Raw genomic sequence first — 26,663 nt, forward strand, 5'->3', positions numbered from 1 at the left:
AGCTTACTATAATTTCATTAGTGGGGGTATTTTTACTAACTTTCATCATCTGTACATCCACATATTGATAGTCCTTTATCAATTTTTTCTAAGATTTGTCTATCAAGGTATTGTATTTTTTCTATTGTCCTTCTTATTTGTTCATTTACTTCTATTAGTTTCTCTGGGCAAACATCTTTGCCTATCAAATATTGTATTTTTTTACTTTCAGCTTCTAAGAATAGAGATAAACTAGTTTCAAGCATAACTCCAGACTCTACTAGCATTTCTCCTAATTTACAGCAATTGCAATGGCATTTTTTATGTTTTCCGAAACTTTTTTTAGAATTGTTTATAGAGAAATATTCTGTGAATTTATCCTTATTTTCTTTATTATCTTTGTAATCCATATATTGCTCTGGCTCTATTGCTAATTTTTCATAATCATCATTATTTATAACTTTATTTTTACGATCGTAATATTCTATTGAGCTATGAATTATTTTATTATATTTATCAATTGTGTTATACATGGTTTTATCCTCAAGGAGGGCAAATTTACTGTATTGAGGTTTTGTATTCACCTCTAAAATCCATGGATAGAGGTTATTGTCTATTCCGATATCTATACCTAGTTCTCTAAGGCCTGGATAAGTTCTATTTAAAGTGTCTGCAACATTATATGCGAGGTCATATATTATTGTTTTTAGTTTTTTTATATCTGATTCACAACAGGAAGTATTTTTCAAAACATCTATTAAAGGAATACCTGTACCGCCGGCATGAAGATTTGTTACCATTTTATTTTTAGCTGCAATTTTTGCTATTATACCAGTAACTTCCCAATATTGATATGGTTTTTGGAGTAATGCTCTTACATCTACAGGATTGTTATTGTATCTTATTAAATCAATACCCTTTTGTATGATGAATTGCTTGTTTGATGCTAATTTTTTAATAAATGGAATAATCTCATCAATACTCATATTTTCGTAGAAATTTGTTTCATAATGTATAGTGTAATTAGTAGTTTTATCATTTCTTTTAATTAATCCAACATTATTACCTCTACTACCTTTATCAGGCTTAAAAACTACCATTGGGAATTGGTTAAGCATATATTTTAGATTATTTAAGTTTAGATATAGTGTTTCAGGGACATAAGGTTTTATGAGTGGATTCTCCATAATAATTTGTGTTTTTTCCATTTTACTTGGAACTATTTGATAATAATTTACTGACGACATTTTATCAGCTACTGAAAGTTCTAATATCTTCTGTTTAAAATATTTAAGTATTTCATAAGCAATACTTATACCAGTTGTTTCATAAAATATGGACATACCAGGACGGCTATTCACTTCTAATATAAAATAATTTCCTTGGATATCTTGGATAATATCAATTCCTGCAAAGTCTAAATTCAAAGCCTGGGTAGCCTCTAGACACATGGATATAACAGTATCGTTTAATTGATATGGTTCTGCACGTCCTCCATGAGCCACATGTGTTCGCCATTCACCTTCCTTAGCTATCTTTTTTATTCCGCCAATGACTTTATTTCCTACAACCATTACTCGCATATCCCAGCCATTGTTTTTTACATACTCTTGGAGGTATAAATCCTTATGTCCTAACTTTTCTTCCAAAAAATCATTAGTTTCGTTAAAATCATCAAATTTGCGCGCACCAATACCTCCTCCTCCATCTTTCTTTTTGAATACTATAGGTGTTTTTAGCGATATTTCTGGGATATCTAAAAGTTTAGACATGAAAATTGTTTTTGGTTGAGGTAATTTATATTTGCTAAGAATAATATTAGTTAATAGTTTATTTCTACAGTTTCTAACAGAAGAAACGCTATTTATGCAAGGTATATTTGCATAAGAAAAGGCTTCGTATAGCTCGTAGTAGTTCTTTGCGTAAAGCATCCAGTTAACAATTCCGTCTACTTGAATAGGTTGCATATTATAATCAAGAATTCTAACATTATCCTTATGAACTTCTATAATTAAGTTTGATGAATTATAATACTCAACAGATATATCAAGCATTTCTGCTGCTGCTTTGAATTTTTGAAAATCTTTTGGTTTATTGGAGTCCTTTCCTCCCAGTATACCTATCTTCATATTTTAATCTCATTCCTTTCTAAATTAAAAGTATTTAACATTATATGGTATGAAACAAAAAGTTATCTTGTGAAAACCGTGCCTTTGATTATTTTTTATTATTCAATTCTCATCCATGTCAAGATTTATGAAGAAGAAGTTCAAACAGTAAAGTGCATTTTCGGGAGAAATGTAGATGGTGATGAAGCCTAGGAGTTAACCAATAGTATCAACACAACATGTGGAAAATATTGTATAATGAAACAAGTTACTTAATTAAAGTGATTATAAAAGGAGGTATTCGCATGAAAATTATACAGAAGCCTTGGATTAAACTTAAGGAGACTATCGATTATGAGGAGCATGATTTGATCAATAAGCTTCAAGAAAAATGTATCCGCGAAGATCAAATAGCTCTAAAACTAGAGCTTGATTATAAAATGGGAATCACTTCTGAAAATGGTAAAATCGCTAGTATTCAAAACGTAAATGAATTTATGTATTTTGACGGACAACAGCTTATTGGGTATATGGGGGTTTGTAGTTTTGGAGGGCCAGGATCATCGATAGAAGTGAATGGTATGGTGCATCCTGAATATCGAAGACAAAGTGTTTTTAAGACATTGAGTGAACTGGTTATAGCAGAGTGGAAGCGAAGAAATTCAGGTAGTATGCTTCTATTAAGTGACAGACAGTCAAACTCTGGACAGAAATTTATCAAAGGAACTGGAGCACAGTACAAACATTCAGAATATGAAATGTATCTCAAAGAAGGTAATGTAAAACCACTTCAAAGTCAGTTATGTGGAATTACTTTTAGAAAAGCAAGCAATGCAGATGCTCTTGAGATTGCTCGACAAAATGCTATTTATTTTAATGATAAGACAGATATTATTTCATCAGAAACAATCATACCAAATGAATATATGATACTACCTGAAGAGGAAGAAAAGAATGGGATGACAATCTATATTGCAGAAAAAGATCAACAGATCATTGGAAAAGCAAATCTTCAATTAATCGCTGGAATTGGTGGCATTTATGGGTTAGGCGTATTACCTGAGCATCGTGGAAAAGGGTTTGGACGAGCAATTCTGATAATGGCTATAGAAAAGCTAAAAAAATTGAATGCGAATGAGGTTATGCTTCAAGTGGCTGCTGAAAACTCTAAAGCCCTTAATCTTTATAAGTCTTGTGGCTTCATAGAGACATCGACTATGGATTATTATGAAATTAAAGCATGAGATATACAAAAAGTAGTAGATTAACTTATTTATTATGCATTAAGTGAAATTACAAATAAAGATTATGGAGTATCTAACCTAGATAAAATTTGGTTTCAAATTTCTTTTGATTCTATCCAGTGGAAAACTTTAAATAATATAGTTATTAATGAAAAAGCATATAGCCCAGATTATAATAAAATTGCTGATAGAATAAAAATTGAAAGAGATAGTGGAAGAAATATTCAAATGCAGTATGGAAATAAATCAAAAAATCCATTATAACTTGGAGGATAGGAAATATTCCAAACTTTGGAGAAGACGAATATAATTTAAAAGTATGGGATATGATTAAAAACAATGTAGAATAATAAAGGCAGTGTAAGATAATAGCAACTTGAACCTCAAATGAGGGTTGGGTTGCTATTTATATATGATATAGATTAATAACGGGTAAGGATGATGCAAGTTTTTGTAAGAGCATTTCTTAATTTCTTGATGAGAGTTATAAATTGTTTGGATTAAAAATAACATATGCTTAATAAAAAAAGATATTCAAAAAATTCAGAAATAAATAAACAAAATTAGAAAAATATGGTATAATCATAGCGATCCCATAATTTAGTTATATGGGTAAATTTTAATATTAAATTTTCAGGGGGGTATTCTAATGAGAAATGCATTAAGGCTTCAAAAGTCAAAACTATTATCATTAGCACTGATTTTAGTTGTAGTAATGACTTCTATTGGTTTTGCAGCACCAAATGAAAAATCAGATGTGGCATTTGACAAGAAAGTATTATCTAGAGTCGATGCAAATAGAGTTCTTAAGCACATTAGGTATTTAAGTGAAGAAATTGGTCCAAGAGTAGCAGCTACAAAAGAAGAAAGATTGGCAGCTGAGTATATAAAAGATGAGTTAGAGAAATATGGTTACGATCCACAAATGCAGGAATTTAGTTATGATACTACAAAAGGAGAGTTGACAGTAGATTCAGATGAAATTAAAACATTAGCATCAGATCAAAGTGCTATTAAAGAAGAGGGTGTTACTGCAGAAGTTGTTGATTGCGCCCTTGGAAACGAACTTGAAGATTTTCCTAAGGATGTTGAAGGTAAAATTGCTTTAATTCAACGTGGATTTGAATATTATTCTGTAAAGGCACAAAATGCAATAGATGCAGGAGCTATTGGCGTTATTTTATATAATAAAAAGGACATTGTAGATCCAGACGCTATTCCGGGTACATATTTAGGAGAAGAAAGAATTAGCATTCCATTTGTTTCAATTTCAAAAAACGATGGAGTAAAAATCAGAAAAAAGCTAGCTGAAGGAGAGAGTGTAACTGCTACTATTATTACTAAAGAAGATTTACACCACTCACAAAATGTTGTTGCAGTAAGAAAACCAAAAAATAAAAATAAAGATACTAACCAAATTATTTATGTTACAGCTCACTATGATAGTGTCCCTGGAGCACCTGGTGCAAATGACAATGCATCTGGTACTGCTATGATGCTTGAATTTGCTAGAATTCTTAAGGCATATCCAATTGATAAAGAAGTAAGGTTTATTGCCTGTGGTGCAGAAGAAGTTGGAATAATAGGATCAGATTATTATGTAAGTCAATTATCAGAAGATGAATTAAAAAGAAGTATGGCTAATTTTAACATGGACATGATTTCTACAAGCGCTGAAAAGTGTAATATTTTATATGCAGACACTGTTGATGGAGAACAAAATTTAGTTACTGAAGCTGCTATAGCTTCTGGAGCAAGATTAGGAAATAATATTTTAGGAACAAATGCAGTTGATGCATCAGATCATGCTCCATTTGGATATTCAAATATACCTTCAGCTTGTTTCATATGGGGAGATGAAAATGGAGATTTAGAAGATTGGTATCATACACCTAATGATACAATTAAAATGAATATTAGTTTAGATAGATTACAAACAGCAGGTGAAATTATTGGTTCTGCATTATATGATGTATTAAGAACAGAAACTCCAAATCTTGAAAAAAGTATAATCAGAAGAGCTGATTCTAATGAAGTACGTAGCTTTGGAAGAACACAATAGAATAGTTTATATGTAAAAATATTGAAAACCCACGATTTTTTAATCGTGGGTTTTCAATAGGTTTTGGTGTAAAAAGTAGAATAGTGATATAAGATACTTCTTTAGATCATCAGTGCTCAGTGTAATCTAGTATTTTTATTGTTTTACAAGGATTTTTTAAGGTTTTATACATTAAGTATATATACAATATGTCAAATATTTGAATTAATGCAATTATAAAAAGTTCTGTAGTAGTTGATGGTAGCGCTTTACTAAACTTTAATATGGCAATAGTTAAAGTCCCAACCCATTTGAATATACCTATAAGTATAGACTGACCTTTAGTGTTACCTCTATGCAAAAGCATTGATACAAATAATATTGACATAAGTAGATTTGATAAAATGGCAATAAATCCAGAAGCTTGTTCTATACTATTTTGATATAATGAAGCAAAATCATTTACTGATAATATCATGAAAGTTGTAGAAAATATTATAGATATTATAGAGAAAGTATAAAAGAATTTTTTGCTTATAAGGTTTTTACATTTAAATTCCTTATATCCATATTTGAAAAAAATACACAATATGACCAAATCAAGAATTAACCATATTAAAAATATAATACGAGCTATTAAAAAGTTTTCAGGTGGATATATAAAACAAAAGGTAAATTCCCAAGCTAAGTTAAGAGAAATAGCAAAAAATGGGATACCATATGTTTTATCTTTAAAACTTTTAGCTATTATTAAAATGTAAGTTATAATCCAAAAAACACCACATAGTATTAGTTCTATATTCAAAAAATCACCCCTCTATTAAGGGTATTCATTTACTCCTTTATTAGTGTCTATTAAATAAGAGTTTATTTTAAATACGTTTAATAGTTCGATGTTTACATATAAAGATGATTTAAATTTGATGTATGAGAGGTGATATTGTTGAATTAAATTCAAGCAAAAATGATTATTACAGAATGTATGGATAATGAACATTTAATGATATTCATGGATAAGATTGGATAAATGGCTTGTAAATATACTTGATAATAATGATTTCTTAAACTTAATTTCTACCTTGTTAGGGTGGCTTTTAGAGTTAAAAGAACAGGATTATGTCTGGACAAAAACAAGCTTATGTAAGCGTAAAACAACTATATTACTTATTTTTTATAAAATATATTTTCATTGCAACAAAATGGGCATAAAAATATCATTAATTTATAACTGATTATATATTAATATACTTAAAGGAGGTATTTACTACATGAAACAAAACATAAAAATTATATTATTAACTATAATGGCTTTACTTTTAATATTTTGGTTTCAAGGATTTAGATTTTCAGAAAAAAGTGCTATTACAGCTTTTCAAAGTAATAAAAATATAAGAATTATTTCATCAATCCCATCTTATTATGGAAAAATAGTTGCATATGAATCATTTGATTCTAATACTATTGGTATAGATTGTCTCAAAATATATTTAGGTTTTATTATAAAAAAAGATTCCTCTTCTGGTTTTGATGTTTCTAATGATATAAGTGAACCATTTTCAGAGTATTGGACTTTTACAAACAATAAAAAAAACAAACATCAATACGTGTCTTTAATAAAAGTTAGAGATAAAAACATTAAATACGTATCTATAGGTCAAAATACTTCATCTAAACTTCCTAACCTAGACAATTTATCTCTAAAAGATATTAAGAAAGAACCTCAAATATATAGCGTAGGTAAAGTTGTTAACGGCTATGTAATTTTTATAAAAGATACTGATTCTACTGAAAATCACTTTATAAGAACTTTTGATATAAAAGAAAACTTGAAATATTATAAACTTCCAACCACGCCAATATATTACAAGTAATCAAAAAAAAAGATAATACCCTACAAATGTGGTTTTATAAAAAAGTTTGATAAATAGATACAACAGCTATTTACATCCATTATATCTTCGCAGATGCTGAGATATATCAGTTCTAGAAGTTAATTATTTGTCCAAAATATGTATTTTTATTTTGGGATTTTACTAGAACACGGTACACCTACTTGACATTTACCGCAAGCATATCGAGGACTAAACTTTTCAAGTGTAAAATCTATTAATTTAGAACACTTTGTATGATTTTTATCATTCTCAAAAGTAATTGCCTTAACAGGACATTTAGAAATACACTCTCCACACATTATGCAGTTTTCATAAATATCCGTGTATGTTCTTTCTGTTATATCGTGCTTATAGTTAGTAATAATACTAGCAAATCTTCCTGCCATTCCTTTTCTAGTAATAAGACCTTTTGATAGACCAAAAGTACCAAGTCCAGCTACAAAGGCAACATGTCTTTCTGACCAATTACTATAGTAATCCATATTACTTAAGTTATCTTGATTTTCAAGATACGTTCCCTTAGTTGCAGAAAATCTTTCATCAATAGATGGTGCAACTGCATCAAACCCTTTTTCTTTTAAAGTATAAACAAGATATTTACAGCACTCATTGATAATTTTTTGCCCCTCATATCTAGCATGGAGCCATTCATCAGAAGGCATTTTTTTATTAATGATATTACTATTTTTAATATTATCTGTAAACGGGAAAAATATTGAAATAACAGTGGTTGCGCAATTCAACCATTCTTTAGGCACCATAAATTTGTTATACATTATACTGTAATCAGTTTTGTATTTAAAAAATAGTTCGTCATCAGCACTAGCATATCCTACAATTGGAGTATCAAAAATCTCTAAACCTATTAAACCATCATTAATAGCCTCTGTTTCACTTATAAAACCATTTTCTAAAATATAATCTGTCGCTAATTTTTCTATCATTTATCTCATCTCATTTCATAATAGTTATCTGCTACTGTATAAGCAAAATTATGGTTTAGTATTGATTTACATTCACCATTTCTTTAATCATCAATAAAATTTATCAATATTAATAACAACACACCTAATGATTTAGAACAATGCCATGAATCTCGTTACATTTAAAATCATTTAATTAAATTCATATATTCTACGTAACATGTATATTTTAACACAATACCTTAAAAACTTAAATCCATAGACATAGTAAGTATTTAAATGAATTATAGTTTAAATAAATAGTGTAGACATGCATAAATCTTGTTTATTTAGAATTGTTTTTATTGTTTTAAAAAACGTATTTTATAAAATCTAGATTTTCTCCATACAAGTCCTATATTCTAAAAGTTATTAAAGGAAAATAACATTGGACAATCCATGTTTATATGTATCAATTGTTGAGATAATGCTCCTCAAGAATCATTCTTTGGTCACATGAAAGACGATATAAATTATAAGGAATGCAATGATTTTTGTGAACTGAAAGAAGCTATAGATCATTACATGGATTATTATAACAACTATCGTTGTCAGTGGAATTTAAAAAAGCTGACTCCTATAAAATACAGAAATCAGCTTTTAGCTGCATAACTCTCTTTTTTTTAATGTCCTTGACATAGGGTCAACTTTAGTTAAATACACCTCTTTTTATTATAAAAGTAAATTTCGCCAGAGAGGTGGGAGTGTCACAGTACTCAATTTATCTTAAAATGCGTCTTTATCTTATCGACTCCAATCTCTGGTCTTTTCATTAAAAGTATGATAAATAATGTTACTAATATCAGTCCTTTAAATACACTACTCATAGTTATACTCCACCAAACTCCTTTAATTCCTAAAACCGTAAAGGTAGATAAAAAATATGCAGCTGGAACTCTTGCTCCAGTAAATAGTATACTTACCCATGAAGGTATTTTAGTTTTTCCTAACCCATTAAATGCACCTGCTGTTGTTATTTCTACACACATAAATAGTTGAGATAAACCTAATATTCTCAGATAAATAGTTCCCATTTTTAAAGGTTCTTCTCCTGATATAAATAGCTTAAATATTGGTTCAGCTTGAAATACTAAGAGGCATGTCACCCCAATACCAAATACAGATACAATTGAAAGAGCTGAAAAATATCCCTTATATATTCTGTCCCATTTTTGTGCTCCATAGTTCTGCCCTACAAAGGCACTAAGAGCTGTTTGAAACCCTCCTGCAGTCATCCATGATAGTGATTCAATCATAGAACCTACCTTTTGCACACCAATTCCAACAGGGTCTATATTTGAAATTATTCTTGCTATTAACATGCTATAGAAAGTAAAAAGCCCGCTTTGAATAGCAACAGGTGTACCTATTTTTAGTATATCATTTATATATGGAACTTCAACTTTTAAAAATATATTAAATCCATTAAATAAAGCTTTTCCATTTTTACTCATCCTAATTGCTATTATAAATACAATAGTAACTAGAGTCTGTGAAATAATTGTTGCTAGTGCCGCCCCTTTTACGCCCATTTCACTAAAAGGCCCTATACCATTTATCATCAATGGGTCTAAAATCAAATTTAGAAATAATCCTATAAAATTCATTATTAAAGGAGTTACGCTATCTCCTGAACCGTTAAATATTGCTGTAAATACTGGATTAATAAAATAGAAAATAAATCCAAATCCTATTATTGAAAGATACTCGACAGACATAGTATTTATAACTTGATTTTCGATATTAAAAAATCCTATTAGGTTTTCCTTAAATATTAATATTACCCCTGTGTAAAATACGCCAAGTACTAAAATTATCTCAATTGCAGTTTTTATATATTTTTTAGTATCCTCAAACCTATTCTCTCCTATAGATTGAGCAACTTTAACTTCTACTCCAGTTTTAGCAAGCATAATAAATGCCATTGCAAACCAGGAAAAAAATCCTGCGGTTCCAGCAGCTGAAACCGCTTGCCCAGAGGAATCATAATTACCTAACCAGAACATATCCATCATATTATAAGCCATTTGTAAAAAAGATGTTAACATGATTGGCACTGCAAGTTTAAATAACCTCCCAATGATACTTCCTTGAGTGAGATCGACTCTATTTTTCATAAATCATCTTCCCTTCATTTAATGCTGAATAATAACTATTAAAAACAAATATTTATATTAATGTATTTAATTTTATAATTCTAGATTTTTGATAATTTAATTTTCTAAGAATCAAAATAATTATACACGTATTTATAAGTAGTAACAACAGTATGTTTATTAATTATTTGAATTTACATATAAGTCATATGTATAGATAAATAATACTATTTTTATTAAACTTGCTCGTATAACTTTATTTACTTTCCTATTGACATAGATTCAAAAATAATAACTGATTAATAGTATAACAATTTATGGAAAATGTTGTATAATAAAAATAAGCTTATAATCTTTGATTTAAAGAATTCTTTTATTTGTAGTAAAATAAAATATAACTATTTTAAAATTGAGAAAAGCACTTAATATGACTAATAAAGAAATGTTAGAGATATGTATAAAATGCCCTAATTATGAAGATGAATGCTAAACGATGAAGTGAATGTATAAATTAGGTAGAACTCGCTACAAAACAATAACTGACCAAGGTGATGGAGAGACAATCAAGTCTTTTCATCACCCTTTAGTATTTTTAGGGATAGAATACTAACTGCATAAACTAAATGCTGTAGTAAGCAAATGAACTTAAAAATAAGATATGATAAAATGGTAGTAGCAGGTAATAAAACTGTTGATACCATTAAATTTTAAATACAGTTTTTAACCTAAGGTGATGGGTAAGCTTGATTTCATGAAAAAATAGTCAGTAGATGATTTAAGAGCTTTACCTCAAGCTGACAGTAAAGGTATTAAGAAACTCATCGGTAATAGCGATGATGGATTTAAGTTTTTTAAAAATCAAATTGATGTAAGTACTATGAAAGAAGTTAAACTAGGAGTTTTTATTGGTAAAGATGTTAAAAAGGGGATATATATGAAAAAGAAGAATTTATATTTCATCATTAGTGCACTTGTTCTATCGAATTTATTCACTTTATTCAGATTGAATAATATAGAAAATTTAATACATAATCGTTTTGAGGAAAGAGCTATTGCTGAAGATAATTTAAAAACTGAAATAAATAATATCTATTCAAATGTTGAAAAAATGCTTGAAAAAAAAGCAAGTATTCTAGATAATTATAGCATTAAATTTGGTACTTTGGAATCTACTAATTATACTGTTCCAGTTACTGTAGACTTAACACCAAAAGAATATTCTGAGGAATTAATTGCTAAATTGCAACTAAATGGTAAAGAGATTGATATGCAAAAAAATGGAACATCGTTTACTGTAATAACTGATGCATATATTTTTGAACCTTTAGAAATTAAAGTTATTTTAGAAAAGAATAGTATAGAAAAAATAGAAACTCTTGAAACTCGTTCTAGGTTAGAATCAAAATATCTTTTAGGTATCCATGGAGGATTTAGTGGGCAATCAACATATGGTAACTCAAAATACACATATAATGGAAAAATTGAACTTTATGTTTATAATACGAAAAACAATAAACCGGTAAAAGTTAGTATTGTTAAAGATATTAATGGAAAAATTGTTGATGAAAAGCCAATAAATGTATCAGATTATATATTAATACCTTTTAATGAGAAGATAGACCTTGGTGCTAGTGATAACCTTACAGTATATGCTAAAGTGCAAGATTCTTACGGTCTTAATTATAAATATATAATATTTATAGAGCAAATAGATGAGAAGGGTAAGCATGTAGATGACTACGATATACAACCTATGCATCGAGATCTTAAAGAAATAAGAGATAAAAATAATAATCTATTATATGAGCGAAAGTATGAAATTGACTAAAACAAATAGAATATCAAGAAAAAGAGAAAACTAAGAACTCAACGAAGCCTTAGTTTTTTATTGGAGTAAAACCCACTAGGGTCACCATCGTATTTTTAGATTTAGTGTCAAAAAACTACTGCGTATAATTTGATTTATAAGTTATATATTGTTAGTAATTAACATATAAAAAATATAAAAATGAAGAAAAGCAACATCTAGGTATGCAGATATAGGAAGCCCGATAGTTTTTTAACTCAATTAACTTTTGTATAATTATAATGGAATATTTACAGACAAGTTAAAACAATAAAGGTTTTAATTAAAATAAATAACCTAAGATATATATTATAAAAGTAATTCATAATTGGATTTGCTTCTTTAATATATCATTTCTTATATTGTGATTTTAGTATAAATTTTTTACATTTATTATAGTTAATATACATTATGAATATAACGAATATATATGTTTCAATTAAGTTTCTATATCAAATTAATTTTATTGGGTTTGTTAAAGAATAGTATTGGTATAATGATATTTCAAAGGGAACCTCTTTTGAGGTTCCCTTATTTCGTGATTTAATTACATAAAATGATGTATGTAAACTTATTCTAACTATCTGTGCATACTTTCTCATAGAGTAATCATTTGTGTAGCCTTATTATACCTAATTATTAGGAGATTATTCAATTTCAACACTATTCTTCAATAAAAGCATTTGTGAGATAGTTGAAAATATTTTGTTGAGTGAGATTGAAGATAAGTATTCTAAGGTTTATTTATTATTAATTTGAATAGATTGAAAAATAATTTAAGAAGTATTAATGTTTAATTGTCGAATTCTCAACAGGATTGAAGCCATATATTAACAGTACAAAAGAGGATCATATATGGAGATAATAGATCATACATGCAACTTAATGAGAAGAAAGGATTAGCATATTATGTTAGAAATTATATGGATTATTGGAACAATTTTATTTATAATTGCAATGTTTATTATTTTTTCAATTGGTGAAGAAGATATTAATGTATTAATTAAAATAGTTAAATTAGAATACTTGTTGGCAACACCTATTTCTCTATATATGTGGATATATGAAAGTGTTAAGGCAGGGAAATGGTTTGTATACAAACGGAGTTTACCTTTTGTTCTAGTGATTATGCTACTAGTTTACGCAATAATGATATTACTTATTTGGTGGATTTATAAAAGAAGATCTCTCAATAAAAAATGGCCAACTTATATTGAGGATGAACGTTATTATTTACTTGAAGATAGTTTATTAAGGTTATTATCATTTAGTATTCTTACAATACCTATATTCACAATAGGTACTATAATTATTACTGTTAAAGGTCTTAAGTAATAATCAGGAACATTTTTTAGTTATGAATTAAATAAATTAAACAGAGGATATAGTTTAAAAGTTATGTGCTCTATGGCATTGCCACAGCTAAATATTAAGAATATGAATAACATTGCCATACTTATTGTAGTATAAAAATCATATTTAGACTAAATATCTTGGAGGTGATAACTTTGTCTATACAAAAATGTTGCAATTGTTCTAAGCCATTCAGTTATAAGGAGATTTTTTGTTCTATTTGGGGCGGTTACAGGGCAATAGAATGTAATTACTGCAAAACTAAACACTTTATTGATACATCGAATAAAATAGTATTTGGATTATTTCTATTTCCATTTTTCTTTTATAAAGGCTCATACAGAATCGTAGTCATTGTACTTTGGATTTCCTTAATAAGCTCAATGTCTCCATTCTTTGTAAAATATAAAATAGATAAAAAATAATATTAACTAATAAAGGACAAGTCATGCTTGTACCACTAATGGGGGACACCTTAACAAGAATGCGTTATACATTTAAAAACAACTACCTGTTTATTAAGTAAGGAGGCTTAGAGTCACCTTCTTTTTAATTATTGGCTATGTTTTAAAATAGTGTTGAAAATATACTCATAATTTAAGAAGAAAAAATATTTCTCCTTAAACAAATAATAAAAATCATATTAAATTATTTTTAAACACTACTATTCAATATGCCTTTTATTAAATCTTTTACTTGTTATATTTAACTAATAAAAGACTTTCTAAATTTAAAGTAAACAATCGTAGCAACTATAATACCAATTAAAGAAGCAATCATATCCTTGTTATCCCATACTCCTAAATTAAATATTACATGAAGATATTCTATAAGTGCAAAAATACTTATATTAAGCACATTAATTAACCATATAAACTTAGAATTGCTAATTACATTTGTAGTTTTAAATAATATAGGAACTACGTAAAAAATACCTATCAATGTAAAAAGGAAACTTGGTATAAGATTTGGTGCTGTCCAGGCAAACAAGGTAGTGTAATAATTATCTAATTTATATAAATTCCCCCTAAACATATAGACTAACATAAATAGAACATATATTATTAAAATAGTTCCTTTTAGATACTTGTATGCTTTGCCATTAAAAAGAGTTTTATCAGCATTACTTAGTTTTAAATTATTCATTGTATTCACCTCCATATTTAAACTTCATATTACTATAAGTGCGTAAAATTATAGTATATTTATATGTCAATTATAATATTGATTTTAAGTAACGGTATAAAATTATAAATTAGATGTTTATATTGAGAGCACATAAACTCACTACTTGGAATAATGCACGATAGTTATCATGTGATGCAAAATAGCTAATGATAATAGAAATTATATTTGTTAAAAAATGGACAAGTTATGCTTGTACTATTAATGGGCATACCCCAACAAGAATGCGTTTACATTTTAAAAATAACTATCTGCTTATTGAGAAAGGAAACTTGGAGTCAACTTCTTTTTAATTTTAGTTATTCTTGCATTCAAAATAAATCAAGATTTAAAGGATAATTTAGAAAAGATAACAAAAAAGAAAAATATATCTCTTATAGATGTAACAAGAAAAGTTTTGTATGAATATATTAACAAAAATAAAGAATTAATACAAATTTATCTAAATGAAACATACAAGGATATTTTAATCTCTGTATGTCTCATAAAATAAGATTTATTCATATTTATTCTCCAGTATCAATAATTAATGAATAATCTGTATCATTAACTGCAGCATAAAAGATATAATCAATATTATAGAAACCTTTTGATTTTAGCTCTTTTATTAACCATTGTTCAGTTTTATTAATTAGGTTTAAGTTCTTATGTTTGATTTTACCTTCAATAACAACAGCAATTGGAAGACCTTCATACTCTGTTTTGATATTTAAATGTTTTGGTGTAATTGCAACCATATCTGGTTTTGGTAAGATACTTAATTGGCCATTTGGCTCTAAAATAGCATATTCTATATCTTGAATATATGGATGGCCAGAAGCTCTAATAGCAGATAGCAGTTCATTTAAAGAATAACGGCTGCTTTTTAAGTTGGATTTAATAATTTTTCCATGTTTAATTAAAATAGTAGGCTGTCCAATAATAAATTTATTTAGCCATTGCAAAAGACTAAGCTTGGAAATTAGGACATGTACGATTGATATTACAATTATACCAACAATTGTCTCCATCATTCCATCAACTTTAAGAGGTTGGAAGGATAAATATGATAAAAATACAATTGTCATAAAATCATGTGGGGTTAATTGGGCCAATACGGACTTTCCTAGAAATCGTATTATTATAACTAGAAATATAAATAAAAAAACTAATTTTGCTATAAAAATCAACATTTAGTACACCTCTAATTTATTTTCTTTCATTAAAATTAAGCATTTCCTTAATAAAGTATTTTATTCATATTTTTCTTTTAATTGGGAGAGGCTACATACTGCAAAATGATTCCAATAATCATAGCAAATAATAAATAATCTATGTGAGTTTAATACACGTAGTATCAGGCACCATATAGCTACTATAAATATGCATTATAAGAATTTCGAAGTTAGTTTAAGGATCGATTGACATAAGAGATAAAATGGACAAGATATGCTTGTACTACTAATGGGGAACACCCCAATAAGAATGCTTTTTATACTTTAAAAATAATTACCTGCTAATTAAAAGGAAGGTAACTTGGAGTCACCTTCCTTTTAATATATTTAATAAAGTATATTAATATTTTTAAATGTATAGAACATGAACAAGCAAATATTCAGAAGTAATAATATGAAACTTCAAAAAACAAATAATTAATTTACTAGAATGCTTAAGAAAAAACAACTTAACTAAAAACTACGAATTTCACCGCAAAAAACGAATATACTAATAAAAAATAAAATGAAAAAGGTAATTAAATGAGCATTACGAATTCATACATGTAACAGATGGAGAAAATTTCAAATGAGATAGATTGTCACTTAGACTTTACAGAAGTGGTGTAATTAACCATGTTTAAGATTCCTCAAGCCTATATCATCCTAAGGTAATCTGATGTAGGCTTCACTGAGTTTTAAACACCTTGGGTTACAAGCTTAAATGGGGTAATATAAACCAAGGAGATGTCAGATTATGAATAAGGGCTATGCATTAGATTTAGAGATGTGGTGTACTAAAACTAAAGATGATAGGGATGATCCAGATATTGTTAGTGTAGGTTTAGTAGACTTAGAAGGGGAAAGTGAATACTACACCCTAGTGAGACCATTCAAGAAGAAGAAGGAAGTTCCGACTTTTATGAAAGAACTATTAAACCTACCTGAAGAGGAGATGTGGAATGCACCTATGTTCCCTAAAATATACTATGAGTTAATTGGTGAAGGTGCACTTATAGGTGACCTGTACACATGGGGTAATTATGATGATAAAGCTTTGCGTCACTGTTGCAGAAAACATGGGACACCTTATATGTTTAAAGTTAAGGACTTCCAAGAGCATATTGCCACATTAACCAATATACGCAGGAATTTAGCATTATCTGATTTACTTGAATTATTCTCCCTAAAAGAAGAAGGAACTAAACACAATGCTTTAGATGATGCTAAGAGTTTAAAGAAACTTATACTCTACTTCAATGCTAATGAGAAAGAGTGCGTACATGCAATACGTAAGAAGTGCTATAAAACAGAACTAGCACAACTTCAAGAAAGATATAAGGATGTGATAGATAATGTTAAATAAAGGTGAAGTCCAAATAAACTTGGGGATACCCAACTACAACAACATCCTCTCTAAGTTAAAACAAATCATGGAAGACCCATCTCTAAATGGATTACATGAAGGGGAAGAAAATATAAATCTATTACACCTAGGCTGTAGAACACATGGGACTTATTAAATATGTTTTAGAGGAAATACCAAATTTATCTTACTTGAGTAATGAAGATAAGAAACGTCACTTAGATGAAATAGAATCAGTGATATAGATTTAAGATTCATAAAGGACACACCTCTAATACATGGTGTGTCCTTTTATAGGAGTTATTTCTTTTTTGTATTTCTATTTTAAATATCTCCAATAGCATCTGTAACTATCTCTAACATCTTAAAATCCTTATTAAAGACTTTTAATTACTATATGATTTTGCTATGGATTTTATTTGTAGTAGAATATAGAAAATTGATTTGGGTATAGATTTATTAGAAAAAATGGACAAATCATGCTTGTACTACTAATGGGTCACACCCCAACAAGAATGCTTTTACATTTTAAAAATAATTACCTGCTAATTAAAGTATATGGGTATGTTTAAATGTATAAAATAGTAATAAGTATTTACAATTAATAGAGGTGAACTGTATCACATAAATAAATGAGGTCGTTACTTCATAGAAGGTTATAACTATATTAAGTCCTCATAAAAATAGACTAGAATGGAGAAATCTGCTCTAGTCTATTTTTATTTCAAAGAGATTGATGTAATTACTGAAACAATAATTTAAAATACAAATAAATACATTAAAAAATTTTTATAGAATGAACTTAGATAGAACAGACAAAGTTAAAGATTGATAACTATTGGTTTAGATGATATAATTACCTAGGTAATTATTACTTAGGTAATTAATTGGAGGTGAAATGAAAATGAATTTATATGGTCATAAAGTGAACCAACTAGCTCGATGTTTTAGTAAAAAGTTAAATGAAAAAATTTCTCCACTTGGCTTATATACTTCACAATGGGGAATAATAGTGTACTTATATAAAAAAAGGGAGTGTACACAAGTTGAATTAAGTCAGTATCTCCATGTAGAGGCTCCAACTATTACTAGAACATTAAGTAGGATGGAAAAAATGGGATGGGTAGTACGTAAAGAAGGAAAGGATAAACGTGAAAAGAATATAAAACTAACTGAAAAAGCTTATGAGGTGTTTCCGAAGTGGGATGAAGCTTTTAAAAGTTTAGAGACAGATGCTATAAAAAATATTAGTGAAGAAGAATTAGATATTTTTAATAATATTTTAGAGAAGATGACGAAAAACTTAGAAAGAGGGTAATACATATGCAAGAAAATACTTATGAGTTAATAGACAATCCAATAGGAATTAACTTTATTTATATTATTAGAGTTGTGGTATTTATATTAGGAATATTTATTTTGGCTTTAGGAGCTGCAACGGTAATTACAGCAAGACTAGGAGTAGCAACATGGGATGTTTTGCATATTGGATTAGCTAACTTGACTAATTTATCTGTAGGTAGATGGGTTCAAATAGTAGGGATTGTTATGGTTTTAATGACATCTTTTTTTGAAAAAAAGAGGCCAGGTATTGGGAGTGTATTAAATATACTGTTAGTTGGATTTTTTCTCAATAGTATTTTAGAGTTAAACCTGATACAATCTTTTAATGGATTAGCATCACAAATTATATTGTTAATAGTAGGTATTGTACTTATGGGAATTGGATCTGGAATGTATGTGGCATCTAAAGTAGGAGCTGGACCTAGAGATGGTATGACTTTATTCATAGCTAAAAGATTTTCGATTTCGGTTAGACTATCTAGAACTTTACTTGAAATAACAGCATTAACAACTGGATGGTTAATTGGTGGTCCTGTTGCTATTGGTACATTTGTTTCAGTATTTTTAATTGGACCTATTATGCAAGCTTCGTTGAAATTTTGGACAATACAATTAAATAAATTATATAGCTTATATTAATTTATAGAAAAGTTCTCATTTAGATTAGATAAGGTTGAGCGTATCATTAAGTAGGTAATTTAGTATATTATTACTTTAGAATATCTACAAAGTGAGTAATAGTTTTTAAGAAAATTGATTTAAGAATATTTTGATTTATAAGGTGAAGTGGACAAGTTATGCTTGTACTAATAATGAGGCATACCCCAAGAAGAATGCATTTTACACTTAGAAAATAACTATCTGCTTATTGAAATTAGAGAGGATGCTAATACATCTTCTTTTTTTATATATAAAAGTATATGTAGATATAGAATTGTTTAGAACATAATAGCTCACTATGTTGTTATAATGTGTTTAGGAGGTTATTTTATGAAATAATGGAAATTTAATGAATTATTTGATGCTGTAAAAGAAACTTATGATGAATTATAGTACTAAAGTAAATTAAAATAAAAGTGGAGATGGGGACTATATGAAAGTAAATTCTTTAAATTTATATAAAAGACTTTTGATAACACAGTTATTAAGTATTGTTTTTGCAATTATTTCGGAGATACATCTTCGATTATTGATTACAAATGATTGGATGTTTACAAATAGTAGCCTATTAGGAATAGAAATTATTGTACTTATAATTATATTTACAATACTAATTACACTCTTTTTAGATGGTAGATGGTTAAATGTATTGATGATTTCAATTCCGTATTTAATTTATTGGTTTATAGTATTATGGATTAGTTCTAAATTATTTCCTATGCATATTTCCCCTGATGACTATGGAGTTGGACTTATAGGATTGTTTGTATGCGTTTATCAGTGTGTAAGTATAGTAATCGCAAATATTATTGGAACATATATAAAAATAAGATATTTTCATAGTGCTAAATAAGTCGCAATATTCTTGAATTGCGACTTAAATAAATTAAACTGAGTGCTACAAAATTGATATTCTGTGCGCCTAAAAGCCACCTACTTTAAATTTAAATGGCTTTTCTTATAATTTTAGATTTTTTATAAGAGCATATACAATGGAAGCTAAATATAGTATTGCTGATACAATAAACAACAGTAATAGTATATTTTTTAATACATATGATTCGATTAAACTAGAAATGATGATGATTATACTAAGTATAAGTCCTGATATCCCTATACACAGACTCTCTATCTTGTTTTTTCCGTCAATAATATTAACTATACTAACAAATAGTAAAAAAAATTTTAAAATAATAATTCAACTCCTCAACTTATTTTTAATTCTTCAACTTTATTTATTATAGCTTATTAAAGTAATATTTGGATTGCGTTAAATTCCCTAGATGGGGTAGTACCAGCAACTGTGTCATCAGACGCAAAGTATATGTTTAAAACTGCTAAATCACTAGAAATATAAAAACTATTTGAATAGATTATAGCTTTATTAGAAAAAATAGACAAGTTATGCTTGTACCAAAAATGGGGCACACCCCAACAAGAATGCATTATATTAAAAATAACTATCTGCTTATTTAGGAAGGAGATTTATAGTCACCTTTTAGCAAAGTTGTAGTAATTAAAGTTACTGTTTTTATTCAATATATATACAAAACTGCACATAAATCCATTATTGAGTTTATATTGTGGTAATATATACCTATATTTTATTTTTAACTTATTAAATAATGTCTATAATGCAAAGTTGTGAAAAAGAACATTTGATAAATGATGGGGATAGCATAGTTAGACGCCATTATTGTATACTATCAAAGCTTAGACATGAATATAGATTAAATTAATAATTAATTTAATAAAGTATGATATATTAGGGAGGAGAAAAATATGTCTATTTCAATCCATTTATTATCAAAATGTAATGCAGAAGAAATACTGGAGTTTGAAAAGAAAAACAGAGACTTTTTTGAAACTGTAGTCCCGCCAAGAGGAGATGACTACTACAATATAGAAAAGCTCAAGCAAATTTTAGAAGAAATAGAAGAAGAACAAAGAAGAGGGCTTTGTTACATGTATTTAATTAGAAATGAGAAAGAAGAATTAGTAGGAAGAGTAAATTTATTCTCAATCGTAAGAGGCGTATTTCAAAAAGCAGAGATTGGGTACCGAATTGGTAAAGAATATAGTGGGAAGAGATATGCAACTGAAGCTGTTAGATTAGCATGTAAAGAAGCATTTCAAAAATATAAACTTAATAGGGTAGAGGCAGGAACTTCTAGTAAAAATATTGGTTCTCAAATAGTTCTAATTAAGAATGGATTCGAATTTATCGGAAAAACTAGAAAAGTTATCAATATTAATGGAAAGTGGGAAGATGGTATCTTATTTGAAAAATTAAATGAAAATTTAGAGTAAGAATATATGAAGAGAAATTGTTGATAACGAAAATTTATTAGTTCTTTATTGGGGATTATCTATCATGATGTTGTAGGTGAATGTAGATTACTTATGGTTTTAGAAAATGTAATTATAAAAAGTAGGTCAATACTAGAGAGATTAGCTTTTAAGAATGAAGGAGTATTAAGAAAAATAGAATGGCTATATGATCATTATGTAAGTTATATTGTAGTAAAATAAAATATAATTATTTCAACTATGTTTAATATTGTAAAATTAGGAAAAGCAGAGAATGGAGGTTTTATATTGAGTACAAAAGTATTAGAATTATTAGAATCGGAAAGATTGTTTTTAAAACCTTTGTCTTTTAATGAACTACTATATATTAAAAACAATATGATTAAAAGTATTGAGACTTCAATTGAATTGGAAGCAATATCTGATGTTGTAAAATTGGCAATATCAAAGAAAATAGAGAAAATGCAAACGGTTAATGAAGATATTCATGACTGGTATACATATTGGTTAATTATCGATAAGAATAATCAAAATGGTATAGGGTTTATTGGTTTTAAAGGAATACCAGATGACAGTGGCTATTCAGAGGTGGGATATAGCATATCTTCTAATTACAGAAGTAAAGGGCTTATGACTGAAGCATTGTCAACTCTAATGAATTGGGCTTCAAATTTTCCAAATTGTAAGGGTATTACAGCAACGAGGGTATTAAAATCAAATACAGGGTCAAATAGAGTCTTAAATAATTGCAATTTTAATTTAGTTGCTTCTTTGAGTGATGAAAATAAGTACGTTCTTACATTTTAACAGAAAAGATTTAATTCATAATATTCTTATATTGTGTAAATTAGCAGTTTAATATTAATACACAATATATATAAATGTCGTAATAACTTTTAATGAAGTTGACTTAAGGAAAGTTTGTGTTTTTATAAAAAATGGACAAGTTATGCTTGTACTACTAATGGGAGACACCCCAACAAGAATGCTTTTTACATTTTGAAGATAACTGCCTGTTTATTAAGGAAGGAGATTTATAGTCACCTTCTTTTTTATATTAAAATATATAAGTATATTGATGTATAAAACATTAATAATAAAATTAGTAGAAACTTAGAGATAGTTTTTCTATTTAGTATATCTACAAAATTATATATAAATGGAAATGGTCGATTTATATTATGGTAAAATATAGTTATATAATGTCTATAATGGCCAGTTGGGATTAGCAATAAAAGTACTAAAGATTATGTGTATACTGTTTTTTATATACGACCTGAAAACAATTCAATGTATAAACTTATGATTTGAAGATTTGAAGATAAGTAAATATTCCTAAATCAGTACCCAAATTCTACCATATGTGGGTGAAAAGCAAATGGAGTTCCGGAAAAAGTAGTTAGATGTAATTCATCACTAAAAGAGATAGAGAGGGAGTTAGTTATGGAACATAGAATAGAACGAATAAGTAAGAAAATTTTAGTAGGTATGAAGCTTAAGATGTCTTATATAGAGAATACGACCGCATTATTATGGAGATCGTTTATGCGAATAAGGAACAAGGTTTTAAACAGAGTGGATAATAAATATTATTCGATGCAAGTTTATAATGATATTTTTGACTACCGTAGCTTTGATCCGTCTAAAAAGTTTACAAAATGGGCAGCTGTTGAAGTTAGTTCAGTAGAAAATTTGGCATCTGAGATGGAGACGTATAAATTAAGCGGTGGAATATATGCAGTATTTAAACATATTGGTCCAGCGAGTGCATTTGAGAAATCAATGAAGTATATCTTTGAAGAGTGGATGCCACAATCAGGCTATAAGATTGATAATAGAGAACATTTTGAGTTGCTCGAAGAAGGTTACAATCCAATGGACGAAAGTGCGAAAGAAGAAATTTGGATTCCAGTAGTTAAGTGTTAATCGTTCTGAACTACGTCTAACAGGCATACGGCCATGATTCGTGTAAAAAGTGCAATAGAGAGTTAAAATCTGTAAGTAAGTTCCACAACCCTTGGTATATGGTACTTACAGATAATAGCCTTTTTTAACTACAAACCATATTAAAACCTGTACCATAAATAGTTCCATATTATTATTAGTTCCGTAATTTTAAAAATACGATTTATGAAACTGTATTTTACAAATATTTACTCCTTATTGCGGTTTTTACATGAATCGTGGCCATACCCCAATATCACTTATGGACACTATAGTAGCATCTGCTAAAGACTATAGTAGTGATGATGTTGTTAACATGTTCCTTGCATTATTCGAAACTTCTGTTCCGGTTGTAGTGGTGGAAACATTAGCATTAGCACCAACAATATATTTTGCACTAAGCAACTGTAAAGACTTAGCTAATATGGTAGATGACCTTAACGATAAGTTATAGGCATGAAAAAAATCGTTCTTAGAAATAAGAACGATTTTTTCTTTGGTAAAATAACATACAAAAGGCTATTACCCTATAAAAGATTGAAATAGAAAAAATAAAATTGGAAGAATAATAATTACTATTGTAATTCCAGTTTTAAAATCTTTTAATATTTTTTTCTTTTCGTTAGGATTGTTACTTTTCTTGGTGATATAATCTTTAAAATTAATATCAGAAACACCAATGTATACAAGACCGAAAAGAAGAACCATTTCCAAAACTAAAAATAATACTGATTTTAGAACAAAAAGCATTATCAAATCACTCCTAAAAAAGCTTATTAAGTACAAAAATGAAAATAAATAAAAATAATATTTTGAAGTAAATATCTTTTTTTATAGAAAAATTAATGATTTTATTTATCTTATCTTCATGTTTTCTTCCGAACAAAATGAATAGTATGTATTTAATATAATAAATATTGCGGAAAATAAGGATGTTTACTAACATTGTAACAACTAAAGCAATAAGTATTTTTGAAAAAATAATAACCATTCTTACCTCCTTTTAATGAATTTAGGAACATTATACCATTAATGATATATAAAAGACTATTCTACTATTATACTAATCTTTAAATACTCGTTTAATGCATAATTGAGGAACGTATATTGTGCGAATTAAGAAGCTCCTGATCAGGAGCCTTTTTTAATAACTTTAATATATATTTTACATTCTCTGATACTAAATATAATATTTATCCTAAAAAAATCTAATAGGAATAAATTAAACCGAAATTAATTTACATTATAATATAAGCATGTATAAATTTTTTACTTAGAATTGTTTTTATTGTTTTAAAACATGTATTTTATAAAATCTAGATTTTTTCTATTAAGAATAATATATATTTGTTGAATTACGATTACTTGAATCTATTATATCTCATACAAATGACTATTGTATTTGAAGGAAAAGAGGTACAGGTTACAAAAGTATAGAGGATTTAAAAAGCTGATTTTAAGATACTTAAAATCAGCTTTTTGTATAGCTTAATCATATCTAAATTCACTCTAAGTAGAATTACTCATTACTTTATTCAATTAAATAAGTTATTCTTAAAAATAAATCTAATGAAAAAAATAGGTTATCTAATCATAATATAGTCTATGTTGACAAATTTAATTTTAATAGGTAAAATTATGCTGCATAGAAATAATTCGGTTTCGAAATAAAAAGGAGATTAATATGAAAAATGAAGGTGAAAAGAATTTAGATATAAGGGCTAAAGTTGTAAGACAAATTTTTATGATATATAAAAACTTGATGAGTGGTGCAGTGAAAGTTATGGAAGAAGATAATCTTTCGAAGACTGAAATAGTAATATTATTTATGTTAAAAAGACGTTCCTATAAAGCTATGGATTTAGCTAAGGAAATAGGTATTTCGCCAAGTACTCTTACTGGTGTTATAGATAGGCTTGTTGAAAGAGGGTATGTAGAAAGAATTAGAGATGAAAAAGATAAAAGGGTAGTATTTATACAGCTAAGCGAACTAGTTATTGAAAAAAATAGAATATATCATAATGAGTTAACAGATTTATTAAAAAATTCAAAAATAAATTTAACAGAAAAGTGGTGGGAGGATTTAAGCGAAAATCTAGGAGTATTAGAAAATGTTTTAGAAGAAAAAAGTCAAGAATTGAGGTTGAAAAAGAATGAAAAAAAATAGAAATATTTTAATTTTTTTAGTCATTAGTATGTTTTTGTTTACAGGTTGTACTAAAGATGAATATTCAAAAGCAGAATATGATAAGATCAATAACAAGGCTAAGTATATAATAGCTGGTAGAGTAGCTCCTATTGCAAATGCAGATATATCATCAAAAATTTCTGGTATAGTAGAAAAAGCTTTTGTTAAAGAAGGAAGTTTTGTAAAGGCGAATACACCGTTGTTAAAATTAGAAGATAAAGAACTGAATGCTAAGTTAAATCAAGCAAATGCAGGTGTTGCATTAGCTCAAGCAAATTATGACAATATAAAAAAAGGAGCACGAGATGAAGAAAAAATTAAAGCTATAGCAGCTTTAAATAGTGCAAAAAAGGCTAAAAAAATAGCTACTGTAAATTATGATAGAGATAAAGAATTATATGAATCAGGAGCTATATCAAAACAGGAATTAGAAAAATCAGAACTTAAGCTTCAAGAAGCATTATCTCAAGAAAGCTCATTTCAAGCACAATTAGATTTAATAAATAAAGGAGCAACTGAGGAAAATTTAAAAGTTTTACAATCTCAGATAAACCAGGCTCAAGCTATAGTAGAAGGTGTAAAAGTACAGATCGATAATACAATAATCACAGCTCCATATGACTGTGTAATTTCAAATAAGTATGTTGAAGTTGGAGAATTAGTAAGTACTGGAATGAAGGTATATACTATTCAGGGAACAGGAGGATTAAAAGTAGAAGGAAGGTTACCTGAATCTTTATTTAATAAAGTTAAAGAGGGAGATAAAGTGGTTGTTAAAATTCCGGATTATTCAAAAAAAGAATATAAAGGAGAACTTGTACTTGTAAGTCCAAGTATAGATGAGAGTGGAGAAGGATTGAAAGTGGAAGTGGTTTTAACTGAAGTCGATAAGAATATAAAACCAGGTTCATTTGCAGAAATAGGACTAAAGAAATAGAGGAGAAGAAAAAGT

The 26,663-nt window shown here is 27.8% G+C and carries 25 protein-coding genes and 1 pseudogene; 18 read left to right on the forward strand and 8 right to left on the reverse strand.

Annotation, left to right across the window (positions count from 1 at the left end; all coding sequences use genetic code 11):
* Positions 1–35: 35 nt before the first annotated feature.
* Complete coding sequence (locus M2214_RS08325; RefSeq protein WP_248484529.1) at positions 36–2,108, reverse strand: RimK family alpha-L-glutamate ligase; 2,073 nt, start codon at positions 2,106–2,108, stop codon at positions 36–38.
* 284 nt (positions 2,109–2,392) lie between these two features.
* On the opposite strand from M2214_RS08325, the gene M2214_RS08330 reads away from it, so the two are divergent.
* Positions 2,393–3,331: a GNAT family N-acetyltransferase gene (locus M2214_RS08330; protein WP_248484531.1), complete on the forward strand. Its 939-nt coding sequence runs from the start codon at positions 2,393–2,395 to the stop codon at positions 3,329–3,331.
* Positions 3,332–3,980: 649 nt separating this feature from the next.
* The gene (locus tag M2214_RS08335; protein ID WP_248484532.1) at positions 3,981–5,393 is read left to right on the forward strand and encodes a M28 family peptidase; all 1,413 of its coding nucleotides are present in this window, start codon (positions 3,981–3,983) and stop codon (positions 5,391–5,393) included.
* A 109-nt stretch (positions 5,394–5,502) separates the two neighbouring features.
* Here the strand turns inward: M2214_RS08335 and M2214_RS08340 are convergent, their stop codons facing one another.
* Entirely contained in the window at positions 5,503–6,177 is a 675-nt protein-coding gene (locus tag M2214_RS08340) for a transmembrane-type terpene cyclase (RefSeq protein WP_248484534.1), read from the reverse strand.
* A 463-nt stretch (positions 6,178–6,640) separates the two neighbouring features.
* On the opposite strand from M2214_RS08340, the gene M2214_RS08345 reads away from it, so the two are divergent.
* The gene (locus M2214_RS08345; protein WP_248484535.1) at positions 6,641–7,243 is read left to right on the forward strand and encodes a hypothetical protein; all 603 of its coding nucleotides are present in this window, start codon (positions 6,641–6,643) and stop codon (positions 7,241–7,243) included.
* 146 nt (positions 7,244–7,389) lie between these two features.
* Here M2214_RS08345 and M2214_RS08350 read toward each other — a convergent pair whose 3' ends face one another.
* Positions 7,390–8,208: a 4Fe-4S binding protein gene (locus M2214_RS08350; RefSeq protein ID WP_248484536.1), complete on the reverse strand. Its 819-nt coding sequence runs from the start codon at positions 8,206–8,208 to the stop codon at positions 7,390–7,392.
* A 363-nt stretch (positions 8,209–8,571) separates the two neighbouring features.
* Between M2214_RS08350 and M2214_RS08355 the strand changes: the two are divergent.
* Positions 8,572–8,838, forward strand: a pseudogene (locus M2214_RS08355) (IS3 family transposase); the annotation flags it as partial.
* A gap of 104 nt (positions 8,839–8,942) precedes the next feature.
* Here the strand turns inward: M2214_RS08355 and M2214_RS08360 are convergent.
* On the reverse strand, positions 8,943–10,343 hold the full coding sequence (locus M2214_RS08360; RefSeq protein WP_248484537.1) for an MATE family efflux transporter: 1,401 nt from the start codon (positions 10,341–10,343) through the stop codon (positions 8,943–8,945).
* An 856-nt stretch (positions 10,344–11,199) separates the two neighbouring features.
* On the opposite strand from M2214_RS08360, the gene M2214_RS08365 reads away from it, so the two are divergent.
* Complete coding sequence (locus M2214_RS08365) at positions 11,200–12,150, forward strand: hypothetical protein (RefSeq protein ID WP_248484538.1); 951 nt, start codon at positions 11,200–11,202, stop codon at positions 12,148–12,150.
* A 269-nt stretch (positions 12,151–12,419) separates the two neighbouring features.
* Here the strand turns inward: M2214_RS08365 and M2214_RS18415 are convergent, their stop codons facing one another.
* A complete protein-coding gene (locus M2214_RS18415) occupies positions 12,420–12,515 on the reverse strand; it encodes a DUF5658 family protein (protein ID WP_408648323.1) in 96 nt (31 codons plus the stop codon).
* Between the two features lie 610 nt (positions 12,516–13,125).
* Here M2214_RS18415 and M2214_RS08370 point away from each other — a divergent pair.
* Both M2214_RS08370 and M2214_RS18420 read left to right on the forward strand, forming a co-directional pair.
* A complete protein-coding gene (locus tag M2214_RS08370; RefSeq protein WP_248484539.1) occupies positions 13,126–13,503 on the forward strand; it encodes a hypothetical protein in 378 nt (125 codons plus the stop codon).
* 164 nt (positions 13,504–13,667) lie between these two features.
* On the forward strand, positions 13,668–13,946 hold the full coding sequence (locus M2214_RS18420; RefSeq protein ID WP_408648320.1) for a TIGR04104 family putative zinc finger protein: 279 nt from the start codon (positions 13,668–13,670) through the stop codon (positions 13,944–13,946).
* A gap of 280 nt (positions 13,947–14,226) precedes the next feature.
* Here the strand turns inward: M2214_RS18420 and M2214_RS08375 are convergent, their stop codons facing one another.
* Complete coding sequence (locus tag M2214_RS08375) at positions 14,227–14,667, reverse strand: hypothetical protein (protein ID WP_248484540.1); 441 nt, start codon at positions 14,665–14,667, stop codon at positions 14,227–14,229.
* A 545-nt stretch (positions 14,668–15,212) separates the two neighbouring features.
* A complete protein-coding gene (locus M2214_RS08380) occupies positions 15,213–15,878 on the reverse strand; it encodes a DUF421 domain-containing protein (protein WP_248484541.1) in 666 nt (221 codons plus the stop codon).
* A gap of 778 nt (positions 15,879–16,656) precedes the next feature.
* Between M2214_RS08380 and M2214_RS08385 the strand changes: the two genes are divergently transcribed.
* From M2214_RS08385 to M2214_RS08425, 9 genes are all read left to right on the forward strand, one after another.
* Positions 16,657–17,265 (forward strand): exonuclease domain-containing protein, encoded by a 609-nt coding sequence (locus M2214_RS08385; RefSeq protein WP_248484542.1) that lies wholly within the window; start codon positions 16,657–16,659, stop codon positions 17,263–17,265.
* An 898-nt stretch (positions 17,266–18,163) separates the two neighbouring features.
* The gene (locus M2214_RS08390) at positions 18,164–18,583 is read left to right on the forward strand and encodes a MarR family winged helix-turn-helix transcriptional regulator (protein WP_248484544.1); all 420 of its coding nucleotides are present in this window, start codon (positions 18,164–18,166) and stop codon (positions 18,581–18,583) included.
* 5 nt (positions 18,584–18,588) lie between these two features.
* Positions 18,589–19,248 (forward strand): YczE/YyaS/YitT family protein, encoded by a 660-nt coding sequence (locus M2214_RS08395; RefSeq protein WP_248484546.1) that lies wholly within the window; start codon positions 18,589–18,591, stop codon positions 19,246–19,248.
* A 454-nt stretch (positions 19,249–19,702) separates the two neighbouring features.
* The gene (locus tag M2214_RS08400; RefSeq protein WP_248484548.1) at positions 19,703–20,122 is read left to right on the forward strand and encodes a hypothetical protein; all 420 of its coding nucleotides are present in this window, start codon (positions 19,703–19,705) and stop codon (positions 20,120–20,122) included.
* 929 nt (positions 20,123–21,051) lie between these two features.
* Complete coding sequence (locus M2214_RS08405; RefSeq protein ID WP_248484550.1) at positions 21,052–21,579, forward strand: GNAT family N-acetyltransferase; 528 nt, start codon at positions 21,052–21,054, stop codon at positions 21,577–21,579.
* Between the two features lie 48 nt (positions 21,580–21,627).
* Entirely contained in the window at positions 21,628–21,801 is a 174-nt protein-coding gene (locus M2214_RS08410; RefSeq protein ID WP_248484552.1) for a hypothetical protein, read from the forward strand.
* A gap of 18 nt (positions 21,802–21,819) precedes the next feature.
* Positions 21,820–22,386, forward strand: a complete 567-nt coding sequence (locus M2214_RS08415) for a GNAT family N-acetyltransferase (protein WP_248484554.1) — start codon at positions 21,820–21,822, stop codon at positions 22,384–22,386.
* A gap of 636 nt (positions 22,387–23,022) precedes the next feature.
* On the forward strand, positions 23,023–23,505 hold the full coding sequence (locus tag M2214_RS08420; protein WP_256466715.1) for a GyrI-like domain-containing protein: 483 nt from the start codon (positions 23,023–23,025) through the stop codon (positions 23,503–23,505).
* Positions 23,506–23,785: 280 nt separating this feature from the next.
* Complete coding sequence (locus M2214_RS08425) at positions 23,786–23,977, forward strand: hypothetical protein (RefSeq protein ID WP_248484556.1); 192 nt, start codon at positions 23,786–23,788, stop codon at positions 23,975–23,977.
* Positions 23,978–24,045: 68 nt separating this feature from the next.
* Here M2214_RS08425 and M2214_RS08430 read toward each other — a convergent pair whose 3' ends face one another.
* The gene (locus tag M2214_RS08430) at positions 24,046–24,273 is read right to left on the reverse strand and encodes a hypothetical protein (RefSeq protein WP_248484558.1); all 228 of its coding nucleotides are present in this window, start codon (positions 24,271–24,273) and stop codon (positions 24,046–24,048) included.
* A 934-nt stretch (positions 24,274–25,207) separates the two neighbouring features.
* Here M2214_RS08430 and M2214_RS08435 point away from each other — a divergent pair.
* Together M2214_RS08435 and M2214_RS08440 are read left to right on the forward strand one after the other, a co-directional pair.
* Positions 25,208–25,690: a MarR family winged helix-turn-helix transcriptional regulator gene (locus M2214_RS08435; RefSeq protein ID WP_248484559.1), complete on the forward strand. Its 483-nt coding sequence runs from the start codon at positions 25,208–25,210 to the stop codon at positions 25,688–25,690.
* Positions 25,677–26,648 carry an HlyD family secretion protein gene (locus M2214_RS08440; protein WP_248484560.1) on the forward strand — a complete coding sequence of 324 codons (972 nt, stop codon included), beginning with the start codon at positions 25,677–25,679 and terminating at the stop codon, positions 26,646–26,648. The genes M2214_RS08435 and M2214_RS08440 overlap by 14 nt, the downstream gene beginning before the upstream one ends.
* Positions 26,649–26,663 lie beyond the last annotated feature (15 nt).

This window comes from Tepidibacter aestuarii (assembly GCF_934924865.1).
Classification (GTDB): domain Bacteria; phylum Bacillota; class Clostridia; order Peptostreptococcales; family Peptostreptococcaceae; genus Tepidibacter_A; species Tepidibacter_A aestuarii.

Bases quoted from the DNA above. Each gene is read 5' to 3' on its own strand.
- M2214_RS08395 (WP_248484546.1), top strand. From the start codon at position 18,589: ATGCAAGAAAATACTTATGAGTTAATAGACAATCCAATAGGAATTAAC.
- M2214_RS08405 (WP_248484550.1), top strand. From the start codon at position 21,052: ATGTCTATTTCAATCCATTTATTATCAAAATGTAATGCAGAAGAAATA.
- M2214_RS08370 (WP_248484539.1), top strand. From the start codon at position 13,126: ATGTTTATTATTTTTTCAATTGGTGAAGAAGATATTAATGTATTAATT.
- M2214_RS08420 (WP_256466715.1), top strand. From the start codon at position 23,023: ATGGAACATAGAATAGAACGAATAAGTAAGAAAATTTTAGTAGGTATG.
- M2214_RS08440 (WP_248484560.1), top strand. From the start codon at position 25,677: ATGAAAAAAAATAGAAATATTTTAATTTTTTTAGTCATTAGTATGTTT.
- M2214_RS08435 (WP_248484559.1), top strand. From the start codon at position 25,208: ATGAAAAATGAAGGTGAAAAGAATTTAGATATAAGGGCTAAAGTTGTA.
- M2214_RS08345 (WP_248484535.1), top strand. From the start codon at position 6,641: ATGAAACAAAACATAAAAATTATATTATTAACTATAATGGCTTTACTT.
- M2214_RS08425 (WP_248484556.1), top strand. From the start codon at position 23,786: ATGGACACTATAGTAGCATCTGCTAAAGACTATAGTAGTGATGATGTT.
- M2214_RS08365 (WP_248484538.1), top strand. From the start codon at position 11,200: ATGAAAGAAGTTAAACTAGGAGTTTTTATTGGTAAAGATGTTAAAAAG.
- M2214_RS08380 (WP_248484541.1), bottom strand. From the start codon at position 15,878: ATGTTGATTTTTATAGCAAAATTAGTTTTTTTATTTATATTTCTAGTT.
- M2214_RS08400 (WP_248484548.1), top strand. From the start codon at position 19,703: ATGAAAGTAAATTCTTTAAATTTATATAAAAGACTTTTGATAACACAG.
- M2214_RS08375 (WP_248484540.1), bottom strand. From the start codon at position 14,667: ATGAATAATTTAAAACTAAGTAATGCTGATAAAACTCTTTTTAATGGC.
- M2214_RS08335 (WP_248484532.1), top strand. From the start codon at position 3,981: ATGAGAAATGCATTAAGGCTTCAAAAGTCAAAACTATTATCATTAGCA.
- M2214_RS08390 (WP_248484544.1), top strand. From the start codon at position 18,164: ATGAAAATGAATTTATATGGTCATAAAGTGAACCAACTAGCTCGATGT.
- M2214_RS08385 (WP_248484542.1), top strand. From the start codon at position 16,657: ATGAATAAGGGCTATGCATTAGATTTAGAGATGTGGTGTACTAAAACT.
- M2214_RS08430 (WP_248484558.1), bottom strand. From the start codon at position 24,273: ATGCTTTTTGTTCTAAAATCAGTATTATTTTTAGTTTTGGAAATGGTT.
- M2214_RS08330 (WP_248484531.1), top strand. From the start codon at position 2,393: ATGAAAATTATACAGAAGCCTTGGATTAAACTTAAGGAGACTATCGAT.
- M2214_RS08415 (WP_248484554.1), top strand. From the start codon at position 21,820: ATGTTTAATATTGTAAAATTAGGAAAAGCAGAGAATGGAGGTTTTATA.
- M2214_RS08360 (WP_248484537.1), bottom strand. From the start codon at position 10,343: ATGAAAAATAGAGTCGATCTCACTCAAGGAAGTATCATTGGGAGGTTA.
- M2214_RS08325 (WP_248484529.1), bottom strand. From the start codon at position 2,108: ATGAAGATAGGTATACTGGGAGGAAAGGACTCCAATAAACCAAAAGAT.
- M2214_RS08350 (WP_248484536.1), bottom strand. From the start codon at position 8,208: ATGATAGAAAAATTAGCGACAGATTATATTTTAGAAAATGGTTTTATA.